The organism is Sphingobacterium sp. WOUb80, assembly GCF_050058145.1.
Classification (GTDB): domain Bacteria; phylum Bacteroidota; class Bacteroidia; order Sphingobacteriales; family Sphingobacteriaceae; genus Sphingobacterium.
The window spans coordinates 5,295,266-5,312,744 of sequence record NZ_CP165617.1 but is presented as its reverse complement, the minus strand read 5'-3'; the positions used below and the strand labels follow the sequence as shown (position 1 = coordinate 5,312,744).

Genomic DNA, 17,479 nt, shown 5'->3' with positions numbered 1-17,479 from the left:
AATTTAGGAAAGAATTAGGAATGCTTGTCGACATCCTATTTTAAGCTGACATCCAGATAGACGGAATGGCGTCCATAGGTATCATAAAAGGGTTTAAAGAGCACATCATCGATAGAAAATTCCAACGTCCCCGGGTTCCCCTTGATCGTTTTACCAATATCCTTTGCATCTAAAGTGACTTTACGCCAGTCTTTTCTTGCTGTATGCTCCTGGGCAGCCAATAAAATCGGTCCGTAAAATAGACTTGCAATATTAGGCTGGTCCATGACCGGATCCAGATGAAATTGGAAGGGCATTTTTAAATTGATCACGTCACCGTTTTTCCAGTCGCGGCTTAAAGTCAGGTAAGTTCCCGGCTTAGTCGTAATTTTTTGCGCTATGCCATTTATCGTCACAAAAAAACCTTTTGTTGCCCAGCTCGGTACCCGAACATGGAGATCAAACTTGCCATTCCCTTGTATTGTGAGCGATGTATGATCCGCTTTAGGAAAACTTGTTTTTTGCTCGACGCTGATTCCCCGCTCCGTCCAGTGCAAGGTTGAAGGAATATACAAATTGACATACAGCGACTGATCATCCTTACTTTTAAAGTAGATGGTATTCTGCAATTTCGTACTGCTTTCGATCGCCGTACCGTTACAGCAGGTAAAACCTTTCATATCCGCATTTCCAAACTGTTTCATGGACCCGGCGCGTAAAGGCACATGATAAGTGTTTGCTGGACTATTTTCTGCCACAGAAGCTAAGATATGATTGTATAATCCACGTTCATAGTAATCCATCAACTCCGCACGCTGATCGAACATAAATAAATCACTCGTCAATTTGAGCATGTTATAAGTCGCACAAGTTTCATTCTGTCCACCTGCAGAAAATCCATTTTCATATAAGGTCGCCGGCTGACTAATAAAACATTCGGCATTGGCGGGATTTCTCGCTCCGGCAACACCGCCAATGCTATACATGTAGTCGTTGGTGGCCTTATACCAAAAGTTGTCCGCTACTTTATAATATTGCGGTTCATTGGACACGCGATATAGCTCCATGCTTCCTACAATTTGAGGAATATGCTGATTGGCATGCAGTCCTCTAAAAGTATCCACATTTTTGGCCAGTCCATGTGCATGCGCGGCATTACCGTAGAACATATCAATATTGTCAAATAAACGAGCAGTTTTTAAATAGTTTTGATCAGCAGTCGTCCTGTATAACCTTGCCATCACTTCGTTCATCCCGCCAAATTCACCGGCGATATACGTATTCCACATTTTGATCCGTGTCTCTGTCGGAACTTTATTTAATCGTTCATATACCCAATTGCCCATTCCCTGTGCGATCTCCAATGCCTTTTTATTTCCGCTTACTTCATAAACATCCATAAGGCCAGCTAATATCTTGTGCAGGGTATAATAAGGGGCCCAGATCTGATTCTTCTGGCCGCCATATTTTGCCCCATTTTCAAGCATGATAAATTGATCCGGCGGGTAGGCACTGATAAATCCGGCCCCCCAGTTCCAATAATCTGTACGGATTCCTTCATCGCTCAGGTCAGAATCGTAGGCTGATTTTCCGGGACCAAAGGGTACGGCAGTAGGATCAGCGATAAACGCTTCCCCTGCATGTCTCGGACTGCCTGATAGCTTCGACAAGTCATAAAGTACGTTGACCATGGTATCCATTTTGCCTAAAAATTTTGCCTGAAGAGCTTTGTTATATCCTGTGCTGGCATAAGCCTGTGCGATGGCCGTCAAATAATGTCCCGTCGCATGCCCCCTAAGCTTGATATCCTGGCTATCCCACACGTCCAATGGCTGAGCCCCTTGCGGTTGCTTCTGTCCAAAAGCATGACGGAACATATAGAGAAATGAATTGGGATCCGATTTGGCCAATGTATCGATGAATTTATTGCGGTTTTCAATAAATTTGGTCTGCTGATGCTTTACGTCCGTATTCAGAGAAACTTGATCCAGGTGAAAGGGTTCCAGCTGCAGGCTAGGCATGTTAACGTTGGCCTTTCCTTTTACAGTAATGATTGCTTTGGGTTTCAGATCAGTCCCGGGAACACGTCCAGTAATGGTGTAGGCTGTTTGCTGCAGGACTGTACTATTGTCTGTAGGTGCAGGCCATAGCACACGTACTTTTGGGCCTACCATGCCATCTTTGTAAGTCCCGACGACATAACTGGGCAATCGTGGCAATTCTCCAACTTCCGTTTCTACGTTGACATCACTGACACTGGTCAGATACGCATTATAAAGCTGCGCTTTATTCATTGGAAATTTAGGCAGATCGCCCTCGGCTTTACCTTTGGCGCTAAGATCTTCGTGTACACCTTTCAGCGCATTTCCGTATATCGTACTGATCTGACTTCTATTCAGCGGCACACGGTAGATCCTAAAATCGTGGAGCAAGGCGTTTAGGCTCGAATTGTTCCCTACTAAGGATTTTCCAATATACAAAGTCCTTTTGCTTGCCGTCTGCCCGAAAACTGCACTCAGTTCTTGCGGAATACCCTTAGTTTCTCCAGCTGGCACCGCATCTAAATACGTCTGCATAGAACCCGCCGCTATATCAAGCACAATAGCCAGATGCACCCACCTATTTAAAGGCGCCGACGACGAAACTGCATTTTTCGTTTCGCCCTTTTTCTGGGAAATTATCCCCTGATATCCCTTTTTTAGATCCGTTCCTGTCGGTGTTACGGCAAAATGCCTGGCAACATCCTGTCCGAAATCGAAGAGATACTGCTCTGGCTGGGCTGCACGCAAACATAGCCAGCCCGTTATGCTGATAGATTCTAAATCGGAGAGCGCCTGTGGTGGCAATACGATAAAATCGTCCTTTCCGCCAGCAAGAGACAATACCTTGGTGAATTGCTTATCTACAACAAACGAAGCTTTTTGTCCCTGGGACTTGCCATGCAGTCCATTCCGTGACCAGTCCTTTAAATCACCATTAAAGATATAACGTGCCACCATACCTGTTTCACCAATGCCATCCAATATTTGGTCTCCCCCTTGTGCCACGGCCACATCTATCGTTTTGATAAAAAGTGTAAAAAATGCTGCAACATATATTTTGTATCTTTTCATATCACTATCTTTTATTCGCTCTGATTTTGTGTTCAGATCATCTCCTCTTTATTCTTGTTAAATTGACATTTATAAAATTAATGACATTAGCTCATTATACATAGGTTTATTTTAGCAGATACTCTCCAGATTTTAACTAACGGTCCTTTCTGCAACTTCAGGAGATCTAATCCTTCGTGTGGATAGACCTATGGGAATACCAGTGAACTTGGCTATAGATTACCGAATACTCAGGGGTATTTTGTATTTTAGATTTGATATGATCTACTATGGATAAACGAAATTCAAAAATTTGGGCACCAGTTATTGGTCTGGATGGATTCCGCAAAGAACAGACGGCTGGACGTGAAGAACTGCTATTTAACGAACTTCATGGGGAACGGCTCATCAAAAAACCACATAAGCATGATTTTTTTATCATTAATCTCTTTGATAAAGCCTCTGGTGTCCATACTATTGATTCAATTGACCATATCATCAAAGACCATCAGGTTCATGTCCTCTTTCCGGGCCAGATGCACAAATGGCATGTTTATGCAGGTACAATAGGCTACCAGCTTATGATCGAACGGTCTTTTTTTGAACATTTTGCGCCGTTTTTCCGTTTTTCCTTTACCAATTATCAAAACCACCCCGTCATTGACCTTACTGCTGATGCTTTCGCACAATTGCATTATGAATTTGAATCTGTCAAGCAAGAGTTAAAAAGAGAAAGTTCACTTATTCCATTGATAACCGCCCGAGCTGGTGTCATCGCTGCAATTGTAAGCCGCGAAGCGGAGTCTGCATTCACCGAATTCAAAGTCTATCAATCGGTTCCACGGCTTGCAAAGTTCAATATGCTCATTGATGAATTTTTTAGAGAGCAAAAACTAGTGGCCTTTTATGCTGAAAAGCTGCATATTTCGCCCAACTACCTCAATATTCTGTGCAAAAAACATCTAAAGATATCGGCTACACAACTTATTCACCAACGGATCAGCACGGAAGCCAAACGTCTTTTACAGAGTACCGAGCGATCCATCAAGGAAATAGCCTTTGAGCTGGGTTTCACAGATCAGGCTTATTTCTCGAATTTCTTCAAACTGCAAACCGGCACAAGTCCAAGTGACTTTAGAGAAGACCTTCATGTGGGAGAGACACCAAGTTCGGTAAAAGAATAAAAAAAGATAAATCACACAAAGAATGGCAGAAATCTCCCAGCAGGAATGGGGCAGCAGCTATGTAACTTTGTAAAAGACTGGTAGGCTTTTTATTCCGGTCACAAAATAACATAATTGGAAATCAAATGAAATCAACGGCCCTTTCCCGCAAGGAATTTATCAGGAACTCTGCTTTAGCACTTGCCGGAGCAACATTCCTCCCAGAAATGCTATTTGCAAAAAACCACCATGGAGCAGTTCATCAAGACCTTTTGAGTGGCTACCAAGGAAAGAAAAGCTACACGTTAAAAAATGTGTTACTAGAAACGGGTTTTGAGTACGATGGAGATGGCAATGTAACCGCAACAAAAACAGGCCTCTTTTCCATTCAGATCGCAAACGGAAAAATCAAAAATATCAATGCCAATACCAACAGTGCTGATGCGGTCGATGCAAAAGGACTTTTGATGCTACCTTCTTTTAGAGATATGCATATCCATTTGGATAAGACCTATTATGGCGACAAATGGCAGGCAGTAAGACGCGGCCCCGGAGGTGTAAAAGGTATGATTGCTCTTGAACAGAAAATTTTGCCGGAGTTGCTAAAAAATTCGACCTACAAGGCAGAAAAACTGATCGAACTTTTACAATCAAAAGGAACTGCTTTTGCGCGCAGTCATGTCAATATTGAACCGACATCCAAACTAGACTCTTTGCGTCATCTACAACTGGCATTGGAAAACAAGAAAAATGGATTTGGGGCTGAGTTGGTTGCTTTTCCGCAACATGGTGTCTTCTATACTGACTCTATTCCCTACCTCAAGGAAGCGGCTAAAACCAATATCGATTTTATTGGCGGAGTTGACCCCTTTTCCATTGACGGAGCCATTGAAAAAACAATGGATTTTACAGTTCAACTGGCGCTAGATCATAACAAGGGAATTGATATTCATTTACATGAATCGGGCGAATCAGGTTTGAAAACCGTAGAATACCTCATAAATAAGGTAAACGAGAACCCTGTTCTCAAAGGCAAGACCTACCTCAGCCATTGTTTTGTATTGGGTCGATTGGAAAAAGCCAAACAACAAGAAATGGCCGAGAAACTAGGCGCCGCACAAATCGGTATTGTTTCCACGATCCCATTTGGCGGATTGATTATGCCGATTCCGACCTTAATGGAAAACAATGTTAAAGTCATGACGGGAAATGACAGTATTGTGGACCATTGGAATACATTTGGAACAGGCAGCGTGCTGCAAAAAGCCAATCTCGCAGCCCAGGTATATGGCCAAGCCACCGAATATGCGCTATCCCGTATGCTTAGACTTGCCACTGCTGGTCCCATCCCATTGGATGACAAAGGAAATATGCAATGGCCTAAGATTGGAGATAGTGCAGATATTGCATTTATTGACGCTAGCTGTTCAGCGGAAGCTATTTCAAGAATATCGCCCGTAAAATCACTGATCTATCAAGGAAATCTTGTCTTCTAGCAGGAAGACAAAGCAATGGCCGACTGAAGCAAAAAACATCTCCTATGAAAACCAGAAAGGTTCGGAGTAATCATTACCTTCGGACCTTTTATTATTTAAAATGCTTCATGATGCGTGGTTCAATCCGATCGCTCAGGATGTAAGCTATTGCGAGCATAAAGATGATCACAGCAGAGAGAATCAGATATTTGTTCAGATACGGGTACAAATGATTAAAAATAATAAAACCTACATGCTGGTGAATCAAGTACAGTGGGTAGGTCAACATGCCAATTTTTACCAATCTGGGCGAATTGATTGCCTGGAGTTTTTTACAGGAAACCAGCAACATAAGCAAGTAAAATACAACGATGGCAGCTCCGATAATATAAGGAGAAAAGTCACTGTGAAAAGTACGCTCCAGCCAATGAATACGGCCGACTGCACCATCGATAGAAATGTACAGGCACCAAGGTAAGGCGACAAAATGCTGTATTTTCGGTCCATGCAAAAAAATCTGGCAAAATACAATTCCCGCAATAAAGTAGGCACTCCAATCGAGTAAGAAGAACTCGTGAAGTGCATCATAAATTTCCGATGGACCAACAAAAAAACGTAGACTGGACAATAGCAGCCAAAAATAAACGAGGTAATCCAAGCTTATTTTTTTAAAGCGGTTCAGAATCAAGAACAAAGCTATAATCAGGTAGAATTTCAGCTCCACATAGAGCGACCAATAGGCGCCGTCAACATCCCCTTGTCCCCATAGTTTTTGCACCATCGTCAGATTGGCCAATAGCTGTACAAATGTAACATGATAACGCGGTGCGCCCCAGAAATAGGTAACCACAAAAGTCAACAGCAAACAAATCCAATACATGGGATATAGACGCTTAAAGCGGGAATAGCAGAACTTGCGCAACGAAAGATGTTTGATGGAAAAAGCAATCACAAAACCACTGATGATAAAAAATAGATCAACACCTAGATAGCCGTATTTAACATATTCACCAACTCCATCAAAACGCAGAAGAGACATATTCCCAGCAGTATATCCCCGATACAGATAATGATATAATACGACTGCAGTTGCTGCGATAAAGCGAAACAGATCAATTTGATAGATTCTTTTGGACTCAGACATTTGGCTGTAAATATACGCTGTTTTTCGAAAATTCTCAGGAGCAATGCACTTGCTATATAACAGATGCCATATAACAGCTATTATTAAAAGACACCGACAAAAAGTGGCCGCTCTCATCCAACTTTATAACATCATTATGTGACTTGTTTACATTGCATTTAGCGCAGTTGCTGAGTAACTTTACTAGAGTTTAATCCCATAAAATAGAGGAAATTATGAAAAAGAACCTATTTATACCCCTCATTGCACTTGCAGCCATATGCTTTGGAAATCAAGCCAAAGCCCAAGTGAAGCCAGCCGCAACCTCCCAACCTGTCACAGTCAATATCAACTTGACAGATGCTATTTCGATTACATTGGGCGCAACCCCAACCGTTAATTTTACGTATACAACTGCGGCAGATTATACCGCATCAAAAACTGTTGAGAAAGCAGGCCACTTTACTGTGGTGAGTAACAAACCGTATAATCTTACTGTTGTGGCTACGGGAGCATTTACACCTTCTGGAGGTCCTGATCTAGATATTGTAACAGTTACGGTACCAGCGGCGAGCGCCAATGGAGGCACTCCTGTGGCCAATGTACCGCTGAGCACTACTGCGGCATCGCTGGTTACCGGCTCAACAGCATCTACAGGGGCAAGCTATACCGTGGATTATACGATAGCCAATCCTGCATCACTCTTAAATCTCGGAGCATCGGCTTATAGTACAACAGTAACTTACACAGCGACACAACTCTAACTAGAAAGATAATTTTATCTGTGAGATATTATTTAACACTATTAGTCCTTTATATCTGTAATACCCTGATCTATGGACAGGGTATTTCAATTTCTCCTTCCCGCATATTTTTTACTGGCGAGCCGGGACAGACGGTTTCTCAGGTGATTACATTTAGCAACACCTCGAACGCTGAGCTCCATTTTGTCGCCAATCTTAAAGATTGGGATCGCGATTCGATTGGGGTAAAAAAATATTATTCTCCGGGCCAAAAACAGCAATCAAATGCGGCTTGGCTTACACTCTCAGAAAACACGGTACGCTTGACTCCGGGAGAGACCAAATCGGTGAATCTTTCCATGACGATCCCAAAAAATCCAGCTCCGCAGCAGCTAAGCAACGCTATGCTTTTTTTCACCCAAGTGAAAGAACAAAAAGCCGCACTCCAAAATGGCCTTAATATGAACGTGCTTATTGAAGTAGGCATCCAGGTTTACCATACTCCTTCCGGATTAAATCCTGGAGATCTGGAATTCCTAGCTTTTGAGGACAGGCATAATATGCCAAATCAAACGGGTCAGTCGGTGCGCCGAATGGATGTACATGTAAAAAATACAGGGCAGATTAACAAAGACGCCTATGTACGTTTTGAACTAACCAATACAGAAACAGGAGAAGAAATCCCTATTAAGGCCGTCGCTATCGCGATGCTCCCTAGCGCGGATCAATGGGTGCAAATCGACCTTCCAGAGAAACTTGCTGCAGGACGCTATCTTGCTGTTGCAATATTAGATGCGGGCAGCCAATATGATTTAAAAATTGCAGAAAAAGAAATTACATATTAAGCGAAATTTTGCGGTTTATTTCCTAAGCTTATTGAGCTTCTATGGGCATCGTATTCATGCGCAAACGACGTCCATCACTTTACCGCAAGCAAATATCCAGGGCCAAACAGACTACACTACATCAATCAATGCAGGTACCTATTCCAGCGTGATTACCTTACTTCCTTCTTTTTCAGTAAAATCCAGTTCAGCAACTTTTACCAGCACAACAAGTGGAAGTTTTCCGTCAAGCGTAGTGCATATGAAACTTTCGAGTATTGGCAGCTTAATATTACTTGGCTTGGGCACGAATAATGAGGTCGCCCTATCCACTGGAGGCGGTTTACTCTATACGGCGGTGGCTAGTGTTGCTTCAGGCGCAGTCTCCGCCAATGCGCGCATTGCAACAGCAAGCCAGACCTGGACCGCGGGGGTATTTAGCGATGTTGTCAGCTTTTACACGCAGGGTTTATTGGCGGGATCTATCTCTCCAGCAAGCTTCACGCTATCCATCACCGTACCCGGATTTATCAGTCCGCCAAGCAGCATAGGAACAACGAATATAGCCGTAAACGATCTTAGTTTTTACCGTTCTGCCAATGGAATCAGTGCCAGTCAAATTATACCTGTGTCAAGTACCGTATCTTACATCCCAAGTATAAGAACCAGCAATGCTCAATTTAATTTTAGCACGAGCTCTCCCTACAACACGTTGCCTGTTTCACCTGTCTCCACAGTGAGCGCCTCACTCAGCGGAGTTGCAACGGCAATCGCGGCCAACCTATCCACAACTGACCAGGCCCTAACGAGTGCAACCGGAATACCTGTCCCCACAAACAACAATAGCTCAATTACACATACCTATACGATCGGATCGTCCTTACTTAAAAGCAATTTTATACAAGCTGGAACATACACTGTCCCCCTCACTTATACTTGGAACAAGTCGTCCTCGGCCACCTACCCTACAACACCAGTGCAGGCGCAGGCAAGCGGAACTTTGAATGTTGTAGTCAGCGCCCTAGGAGAAATCATCGCAAATCAGCAATCCGTTAACCTTCCTTTTACGACGACCAGTAATTATGTTAATGGTGTTAGTACGAATATGCCCGCACATTTAAAACTGAGTAATACCGCGCCATACAACTTGTATGTACGCGCGACTTCTTCTAGTTTTACCTCTGGGGTCAACAGTATTCCATTAAGTGTTTTGCGCATCGGTCCAATGAGTGGTCAGACTGGCGTGAATACGGTTACACTGTCCACAACAGCCCAACAGCTCATCCAAAATGCCGATCCCATCATCGATCGAACAATCGATATGCAGTATAGTATTCCTGCATCGCAGACCAGCAATCTTTTTGGGAAACCAGCTGGCACCTATTCCGCGAATATCATCTATAGCTTTGTGGCTCCCTAAAATCTTTTGATACCGACTTTACGCCTTTGATCTTGATAACGCAGGGTTGGTAGATTGATCATCCCTTCGGCTTTCACCTCAACTTCGCAATTCGAATTTTCAATGACAAAAGGCATCCCTTCAGAATCAACCGTCAACTTATAAAAGCCTACGGGCAAATAGAAGATATAGGCGCCATCCTCGTTGCTCAATGTATTGTATTTTTTTCCCTGACGGTCAATGGCGGTAATGCGGATACCACTCAAATCTGGCCTAGAATCCAGGTATTTAGTGGCAATTAACTGTATTTTGCCCTTGGCAGATTTAGTTTTGATAAGCGGTATATCCACAGACTTGTTCTTGGTCAGCACAACGGTCGACGGCCCCTGGTAGATCCAGCCCTGATTGTTCACCGCTTGAATTGAAAAAGACCCCGCTTCCATAGCGACAAATTTAACGCGTCCCTTCGCATCTGTGATGGCCGCTTCTTTTCCGATTCGAATCAACACAGATTCTACAAATGGCTCATCATCATCCCGGATTCCATTGTTGTTCTTATCGTCAAAACAAGTCAACGCTAAGCTAAAACCTTTGTAACTGCCTGTCCGTCCAAAACTCTTTTCTATCCCCACTCTGATCTGTCTGTTGTTAAACGAATAGCGATCTAGAGATTGCGGTTGCGGCGGATTTATTGGATCTGTTATAATCAGTAATTTCCCTTTGTTAAACATATAAAAAATATCTGCAGTAAGGCTCCAGTTGTCTTTCATTCGCCAACGCGCATTTCCATTGATGGACAAATTATTACTTCTCGAGAAGCCATAATAACTGTACATCGTTGCAAGCTGTACCTGTAAGCTGTGCGCAAATGCTTCAAAGTGCGTGTTGGGGCCCAGCGAATACATGCTATAGTTAGAACTTGTATAAGTAGCCAAAAGATCACTTAAATAATAGGGGTTGATCTGCACAAATGCGTTAAATCCAAAAAGTGAATGATCATAATTACCCGATACACGTAATGAATGAAAAGGAGCTATCGGCTTTTCAGCGGTATTTCTGTAGGTATAACCATAATCCGTCTGCAGCGAGAAGCGATGGTTCGAGGTAAAAAAATTAAGATCTGCAACCGTTCTTATTGAACTGGATTTCCAGTTTACAGCATTAGCGCCTAATCCCAGCCAGCTGTGGTAATCTGCACCCTGCTTCATCCAATAGGGTCTCAAATCAACATTCAATCGTCCAAACATTGTGCGGTACCCAAGCTCATAAATCTCGATACGATTGCTATTGTTAAAAAGATAGTTCCTATCTCCAATTTGATATTTAGGCTGGTTATCCATAAAACTCATCCTGACGGAAATACTCTTCGTTTCCTCGAGCGGAATGACAACACGTGAGTCCGACTGCAAGAGTCCTCTTCTGAGCCCCACATAATAAGGAGAACTGTAGTAATTGATGCTTGAAATCTGAAAGCCGTCGAAGATTCCATTATAATTTATGCCTGCCGCCAAACCAGCCTTATGGCCGCCAGCATCCAGCTGTTCGATACTTGTTCCGCCTTCCCAAGTGAGGTTTTGTTTTTCGCTCCAGTCTTTATAGCCCTTTCCGCTGAGCAGATGGCTCCGGACATTTCGGTAATTGTCTTTGCTGTGCAAATAAGCCAAGCTGCTTTCTTGATTTTTTTCTGATGTAAAAGCATACTTAAGTCCTAGAACTCCTCCTCCGGGCGAAAAAGTATTCATCTGATTCCAGAGGAAATAATTGTTTTGGACTGCATACGCATTGATCGAACGCGACTTATCAAATTTATAGCTTGCTCTCACTCCCCTGCCGTTAACATATTGGTCGAGATTTTCGTAAATATTACCAGCTTTCAGCCCCCATTTTTTAGTTTGATAATCGAGGAAACTATCGTACATCGTAAAAGCATGCTGATCATGAAAATAATCCATATTCATGCGATAGCTCAACGAAGTTCCCTTATTCGATTCAAGATTTCCATAGCCCTGAAGTTGATATACATTGATATCCTGCCCCATACTCAGATAACGTAAGGCAGCCATATTGCTATAGGGCTGATTCTGTAAGTTCATATCGGACCCAAAACGTTTGACACTCCCGACGGTCATAATCCTGACCCGATTGGCAGCCAGTTGCTTGCCCCCAGCTCCGATCGCAACCATCGACAGGTCGACATCTGTAGCGACCTTCTTGGTTCGCATATGCGCTGTAAATCGCAGTGCAGATTGTCCACCTGCCGCTAAGGTGGTTGGTAAAGTTTCCCCTACGACCTCCAGTTCGGAAGGCAGGTTCGCAAACTGCAACTGAAAAGTAAGCGGTATTAAACCCGTATTGACGATACGCACCAAAAACTGCGTCAGTCCAGTCGACTGATCAATAAAATATTCCGGTTGGTCGGACTGAATCAATAGTGATGCCTGAATATCCAGTTTTGTGCAGAAAACCTGGGGTGGCTGTATATTTACAGAAGCATCCTTCGAATTCAGCCCGATGCTGAATTTTTGTATTGCATCCGAGATTGTTCGTCGATCAGTCATGTATTTCAACGGAAGGGTTTTCGTTTCATGTGGTTTCAGCTGTATAATTGGCGGCAATTTGATCAATCCCTGCAAGGCCTTCGTATTATTCGCCTCTGGACTTAGTTCGATTGATCTATCTGTATTATTAACGATCGTTAATTTGTTGGAAAAGGTCTGTGATGCGGAAACCTGAATGGAATCATATTCGAAATGATAGGCAATATCGTATCGTTGCTGACTTTTCGCAATGGATAAGAAAAGAGCAGTATAGCAGAAAAGAAACACAAAAATTAAAAGGCTTCTTATTGGCATAGCATATCATTCAAATACCCATAAAAATCAGGCTAAATTTAAAGAGATCGAAATTTAAGTAGTCACATATTCATGTAACGAATTATTAAGCGGTCAATTGGGCGATCAGTTCACCTTTGCTATTGATCTGAAATTTTCTATAGATTCGCTTGATATAAATACGGACGGTATCCAAAGAAATCGCATATTTCTGGGCAATCATTTTATAACTAAGGCCCTCAATGATGCCATTGGCGATCTGCAACTCCCTTGCAGTCAGCAAATTTTCGGATCTCTTGGCGCTAAACGCCTGTTCAATCAAAGCACGATTGACAGAAGGACTAATAAAAGAACCATTTCCAAGCGTCATTGTTATCGCATTTTTTAAAGATTGCAAACAGGTCTTCTTAAGCATATAGCCTACAGCGCCTTGCCTAAAGCAGCTACGCACCACCCTTACATCACAGTTATTGGTGAGCACTAATATTTCAGCACGTGGAAACAGGCTTTTAACCCGTTCAACAATTAAGCTATCTTGATGATCAATATCGATAATCATCACATCAGGGATTTGGTTGTGACGGGAAGAAGCAAGTGTCTCCTGATCAAACAGTACATGTATCGGTATTGTTGATTCAGATTTATCATTTTTGGATATGTTTTCTTTTGTTTCTATCCGCTCCTTCTCATCTATGTCAATTATCCCAACTGTAATCATGATATTTCACATTTTATTAAATTGAAAACTATACACTTAACTGATCTTTCACGCAATGATCGCTCAATTTTATCAACCTCTCGTAGTATAGACAAACCTATCCTTAAAATTGTTTCTAAAGAAAAAAAACAGCCAAAATAAAATTTAAAACCAAGTAAAATTAACAACATTAAAAATGAATTTCACAATAATTTACTTGAGTCCGACAAATAGATTTAAAACAATTTATATAAATATAATTTTTATTATTTAGAAATTCAAGTTTCCTTGTTAGAAAATTTAAGACAATAACATTATCTACGGCTGACAACGCTATCGACAGCGATCTAGACTTTACTAAAAACTTAATTATATTTGGAAAAAAAACGCCGATGAGCCGCCTCCCTATCTTATTTATTTTTATTTCAACAATGTTGTTTAGCTTTTGTGCATACGGCCAAAATAGTGGCTGGGACAAGTTAGACAAGCAACTTGCGGAGGCAAGTAACGATTCTACCCGAGTATTGGCTTATTATAAAACCGCCTCAGAAATTTACCGCAGCAATCCCCAAGAAGCACAGGAAATTGTTTCAAAAGGCCTTAATATGGCTTCAGAAAAGAAGTTTGCAGCGTTGGAAATTGACCTGCTTAATCTACAAGGTGTTATTTATCTGAAGCTAAATAAGTTCGATGAAAGTGTAAAAACCCATTTCAACGTACTCAAAAAGCGGGAAGAACGTAACGATAAGAAGGGGGTGATGCTTTCTTACCTTAACATAGGAAATGTGTTTAATAAGAGTTATGATCCCGATCAGGCTTTAAAATACTACCAACGCGCACTAGATCTAGCAAAGGAACTGCATGATACAAGAAATCGGGCAAATATATCGACCAATATTGGAAATATATATGCCCAAAACGCATTAAACGGAGAGAAGAAACAGGATATAACCCATGCAATTGACTATTTGGTAAAAACGGTCGAGTTCTGTAAAGCCAATGCGCCAGAAGTTGATCTTTTTAATACCTACATTTTATTGAGCTACCTCTATCTCAAGGCAGATAAGCTCGAGTGGAGTACGTACTATACCGACCTTGCGATTGACATCACCACGACAAAAAAAGACCCCGTGGGCGAAAGTTATGCCCGTATTAATCGAGCTAATATTTACGTCAAAGAAAAGCGTTTTGATCTGGCAGCAAAAGAAGTAGCTCTTATCAAAAGTGTGATCGCTAAAAGCGGTTTCACAAATCTGACGGAAGATCTTCAAGGGGATTTTGACAAAATAGCAAAAGCAATCAAAGCGCAGGATGCAAATTTAATACTGAGCGATCAAGATAGTTCGGATCGGAAGTTTCACGAAGATGCCGAAGTCCTCCGCGTCCGTATCCGGGAAGAACTCCGCGAGAAGTATGAAAGCGACAAGAAAGAGCTTGAAAATAAAAATTTATTACTGAAAAACGCGAATGTAGAACGAGAAGCCCATTGGATAAAACTGATTTGGCTAGCCACCATTTTTGTCCTTTTAATTATCTCCGTTATGGTAATGTTACTGATCAAAAAGAACAGACTATTACGTGAAGAAAAACGGAAGGTGGATCATCAGGCTGCTGAGATCAAGCATCAGCATCAAGAACTGATCCAGGCAGATCGATTTCGTTCGAGCATCTTTTCCGTTGTCTCCCATGACCTCCGAAGTCCTTTATCAACTTTCCAAGCGCTGCTTGCTGTATCCAAAATTGTCGACCTTCCAGCAGACGAAATTAAAAGTATGCTAATCAATATAGGCAATCAAGTTACAACAGCTTCCAAAATGCTCGACAGCCTACTCGTATGGTCTTCACAACAAATGGCAAATGAAAAGCTTGAAACACAGGAAATCTCACCTTATCAAATTGTTAGGGAATGTGAGGCATTATTTATCGATCGGATTAATTTAAAAAATTTATCAATAGACATCCGTGTTTCTCCTCAATTGACCATCCAAAGTGATGTTAAACGATTTGAATTTATTATTCGCAATATCTTTAACAATGCTATTAAGTTTTCCTTTAGTGGTAAGACTATTATTTTCGACCAGTGGGAAACAGACAGTGAAGTACTTATTTCAATTACAGATCAGGGAATTGGAATGGACGAGCGAAAAATTGCTGCACTTAAAAATATGCAGAAACAGCAACACAGTCTAGAAGGCACTTTTGAAGAAAAGGGAGCTGGTATCGGCTTAATGCTTTGTCATGAATTTGCAAACCGTATGGGTTATTCGATTACGGTTGAAAGTAGTGAAGGTTTTGGAAGTACATTTATCGTTCATATACCAAAATAGCATTCTGTCCCAGAAAACAGAATGCTTATAATTATTAAAAGCTTTTTACAATTCGCTTTAAGTACTCTCCATACCCCGACTTACAGAGGGGTACGGAAAGTTTTAGCAACTGCTTTCCGTCAATGTAGCCCATTCTGTAAGCGACTTCTTCAATTGCTCCTATTTTCATTCCTTGCCGCTCCTCGATTACTTGCACAAATTGACCTGCCTGCATAAGCGACTGTATGGTCCCGGTATCCAACCAAGCTGTGCCACGATCAAAAATACCGACCTTTAATTTGCCCCGGCGAAGATACTCTTTATTGATATCGGTGATCTCGAGCTCACCACGAGGAGAAGGCTCTATATTCTTAGCAATCCTAACCACCTCGTTGTCATAAAAATAAACGCCAGGAACAGCATAATTCGACTTTGGAAATTGTGGCTTTTCTTCAATAGAAATAACGTTATTTTTTTCATCAAATTCAACAACACCATACCGTTCCGGATCCTGCACCGGATAGGCAAAGACTACCCCGCCATCAGGATCTGCCGATGATTGCAATAGTTTTGAAAGCCCCGAGCCATAAAAGATATTATCGCCTAAAATTAAGGCTACTTTATCCTCACCGATAAATTCTTCACCAAGCAAAAATGCTTGAGCCAGTCCATCTGGACTAGGCTGCTCTTTATATTCGAAGCGACAGCCTAATTGCGAACCATCCCCCAATAACTTTTCAAAATTTGGCAAGTCTTGCGGTGTCGATATAATCAAAATCTCCCGTATATCAGCCAGCATCAATGTCGACAAGGGGTAGTATATCATAGGTTTATCATATACAGGCATCAATTGCTTGCTTACGGCCAATGTAAGCGGGTGTAAGCGAGTCCCTGAGCCCCCAGCTAATATAATTCCTTTCATTTTACTGTTATTTAACGAAAAAGACTTTACAACTATATTGACAAAGTCTCCTTATTATTTCTAATTATCTTTAAATCCTTCAACGAGCATATTGCCCAGACTTATTTTCCAATCCGGCACTTCCACGCCAAATATTCTCTTAATCTTTGATTTATCAAGTAGCGAATACTTTGGCCTACGTGCAGGGGTAGGGTACGCACTTGTGGGGATCGGTTTTACCTGACAATCGAACGAACGGAAATCACGTATCGCTACAGCAAAGTCGTACCAAGAAATTTCACCTTCGTTGCTATAATGATAAATACCACCTTCCCATTTGGAAGAATCTGCAATCTTTAATAGAGCTACGGCAAGATCCTTCGCATAGGTAGGGCTTCCAATTTGATCGTTGATCACACTAACTTCATCACGTTCGGTCATTAAGCGGCACATGGTTTTCACAAAGTTTTTACCATAGGTAGAATACACCCAAGAAGTACGTATGATGATCGCGTCGGGGCACCATTTCTGGATCGCCTGTTCTCCCGCCAGTTTCGTTCGTCCATATACATTGATGGGAGCGGTTTGGGCAGTTTCTGTTAAAGCAGAAGCAGAAGATCCATCAAAAACATAATCTGTTGAAATAGCGATTAGGCGTGTGCCATGAAGATGACAGTATTGTGCAATCTCGTCACAAGCCAAATGATTGACCAAATCAGCATTTACCTGATCCTCCTCAGCCTTGTCAACAGCCGTATAAGCTCCCGCATGTATAATGAGATCCGGCTGATACATCCCCAAGATATCCTGAATAATCTGGATTTGATCCAATGGCAATTGTTTCCGATCCAAAAAGTAACACTCCTTTTCGGTATTATCCAGCAAAAGATGTTTTAGTTCTGAGCCAAGTTGTCCCGAAGTTCCTGTTATAACAATCCGCATAGCA

General features: G+C 41.9%; 12 protein-coding genes. 6 read left to right on the top strand and 6 right to left on the bottom strand.

The window, feature by feature from the left end:
• Positions 1-35: 35 nt before the first annotated feature.
• Complete coding sequence (locus AB1Z56_RS22045) at positions 36-3,092, bottom strand: beta-L-arabinofuranosidase domain-containing protein (RefSeq protein ID WP_426790183.1); 3,057 nt, start codon at positions 3,090-3,092, stop codon at positions 36-38.
• A 269-nt stretch (positions 3,093-3,361) separates the two neighbouring features.
• Between AB1Z56_RS22045 and AB1Z56_RS22040 the strand changes: the two genes are divergently transcribed.
• Both AB1Z56_RS22040 and AB1Z56_RS22035 read left to right on the top strand, forming a co-directional pair.
• Positions 3,362-4,255 carry a helix-turn-helix domain-containing protein gene (locus AB1Z56_RS22040; RefSeq protein ID WP_309367494.1) on the top strand — a complete coding sequence of 298 codons (894 nt, stop codon included), beginning with the start codon at positions 3,362-3,364 and terminating at the stop codon, positions 4,253-4,255.
• A 125-nt stretch (positions 4,256-4,380) separates the two neighbouring features.
• Positions 4,381-5,730, top strand: a complete 1,350-nt coding sequence (locus AB1Z56_RS22035) for an amidohydrolase (protein ID WP_426790182.1) — start codon at positions 4,381-4,383, stop codon at positions 5,728-5,730.
• A 91-nt stretch (positions 5,731-5,821) separates the two neighbouring features.
• Here the strand turns inward: AB1Z56_RS22035 and AB1Z56_RS22030 are convergent, their stop codons facing one another.
• Positions 5,822-6,853, bottom strand: a complete 1,032-nt coding sequence (locus tag AB1Z56_RS22030) for an acyltransferase family protein (protein WP_426790181.1) — start codon at positions 6,851-6,853, stop codon at positions 5,822-5,824.
• Between the two features lie 215 nt (positions 6,854-7,068).
• Between AB1Z56_RS22030 and AB1Z56_RS22025 the strand changes: the two genes are divergently transcribed.
• Genes AB1Z56_RS22025 through AB1Z56_RS22015 form a run of 3 tightly spaced genes read left to right on the top strand, consistent with a single transcriptional unit; the run spans position 7,069 to position 9,819 of the window.
• On the top strand, positions 7,069-7,596 hold the full coding sequence (locus AB1Z56_RS22025; RefSeq protein ID WP_426790180.1) for a hypothetical protein: 528 nt from the start codon (positions 7,069-7,071) through the stop codon (positions 7,594-7,596).
• 20 nt (positions 7,597-7,616) lie between these two features.
• Positions 7,617-8,420 carry a hypothetical protein gene (locus AB1Z56_RS22020; RefSeq protein ID WP_426790179.1) on the top strand — a complete coding sequence of 268 codons (804 nt, stop codon included), beginning with the start codon at positions 7,617-7,619 and terminating at the stop codon, positions 8,418-8,420.
• On the top strand, positions 8,395-9,819 hold the full coding sequence (locus AB1Z56_RS22015; protein WP_426790178.1) for a hypothetical protein: 1,425 nt from the start codon (positions 8,395-8,397) through the stop codon (positions 9,817-9,819). Before AB1Z56_RS22020 ends, AB1Z56_RS22015 begins: the two co-directional genes overlap by 26 nt.
• On the opposite strand, the gene AB1Z56_RS22010 is transcribed toward AB1Z56_RS22015, so the two are convergent.
• Complete coding sequence (locus AB1Z56_RS22010) at positions 9,816-12,650, bottom strand: MSCRAMM family protein (RefSeq protein ID WP_426790177.1); 2,835 nt, start codon at positions 12,648-12,650, stop codon at positions 9,816-9,818. The genes AB1Z56_RS22015 and AB1Z56_RS22010 overlap by 4 nt on opposite strands.
• 85 nt (positions 12,651-12,735) lie before the next feature.
• Positions 12,736-13,347, bottom strand: coding sequence for a LuxR C-terminal-related transcriptional regulator (locus AB1Z56_RS22005; protein WP_426790176.1), 612 nt, complete (start codon positions 13,345-13,347; stop codon positions 12,736-12,738).
• 410 nt (positions 13,348-13,757) lie between these two features.
• Here AB1Z56_RS22005 and AB1Z56_RS22000 point away from each other — a divergent pair, with 410 nt between their 5' ends.
• Positions 13,758-15,653, top strand: coding sequence for a tetratricopeptide repeat-containing sensor histidine kinase (locus AB1Z56_RS22000; protein ID WP_426790175.1), 1,896 nt, complete (start codon positions 13,758-13,760; stop codon positions 15,651-15,653).
• A 34-nt stretch (positions 15,654-15,687) separates the two neighbouring features.
• Here the strand turns inward: AB1Z56_RS22000 and rfbA are convergent, their stop codons facing one another.
• On the bottom strand, positions 15,688-16,554 hold the full coding sequence (gene rfbA / locus AB1Z56_RS21995; RefSeq protein WP_426790174.1) for a glucose-1-phosphate thymidylyltransferase RfbA: 867 nt from the start codon (positions 16,552-16,554) through the stop codon (positions 15,688-15,690).
• A gap of 60 nt (positions 16,555-16,614) precedes the next feature.
• A complete protein-coding gene (gene rfbD, locus AB1Z56_RS21990) occupies positions 16,615-17,475 on the bottom strand; it encodes a dTDP-4-dehydrorhamnose reductase (RefSeq protein ID WP_426790173.1) in 861 nt (286 codons plus the stop codon).
• Positions 17,476-17,479: the final 4 nt, after the last annotated feature.

Bases quoted from the DNA above. Each gene is read 5' to 3' on its own strand.
- AB1Z56_RS22045 (WP_426790183.1), bottom strand. From the start codon at position 3,092: ATGAAAAGATACAAAATATATGTTGCAGCATTTTTTACACTTTTTATC.
- AB1Z56_RS22040 (WP_309367494.1), top strand. From the start codon at position 3,362: ATGGATAAACGAAATTCAAAAATTTGGGCACCAGTTATTGGTCTGGAT.
- AB1Z56_RS22035 (WP_426790182.1), top strand. From the start codon at position 4,381: ATGAAATCAACGGCCCTTTCCCGCAAGGAATTTATCAGGAACTCTGCT.
- AB1Z56_RS22030 (WP_426790181.1), bottom strand. From the start codon at position 6,853: ATGTCTGAGTCCAAAAGAATCTATCAAATTGATCTGTTTCGCTTTATC.
- AB1Z56_RS22025 (WP_426790180.1), top strand. From the start codon at position 7,069: ATGAAAAAGAACCTATTTATACCCCTCATTGCACTTGCAGCCATATGC.
- AB1Z56_RS22010 (WP_426790177.1), bottom strand. From the start codon at position 12,650: ATGCCAATAAGAAGCCTTTTAATTTTTGTGTTTCTTTTCTGCTATACT.
- AB1Z56_RS22005 (WP_426790176.1), bottom strand. From the start codon at position 13,347: ATGATTACAGTTGGGATAATTGACATAGATGAGAAGGAGCGGATAGAA.
- AB1Z56_RS22000 (WP_426790175.1), top strand. From the start codon at position 13,758: ATGTTGTTTAGCTTTTGTGCATACGGCCAAAATAGTGGCTGGGACAAG.
- rfbA (WP_426790174.1), bottom strand. From the start codon at position 16,554: ATGAAAGGAATTATATTAGCTGGGGGCTCAGGGACTCGCTTACACCCG.
- rfbD (WP_426790173.1), bottom strand. From the start codon at position 17,475: ATGCGGATTGTTATAACAGGAACTTCGGGACAACTTGGCTCAGAACTA.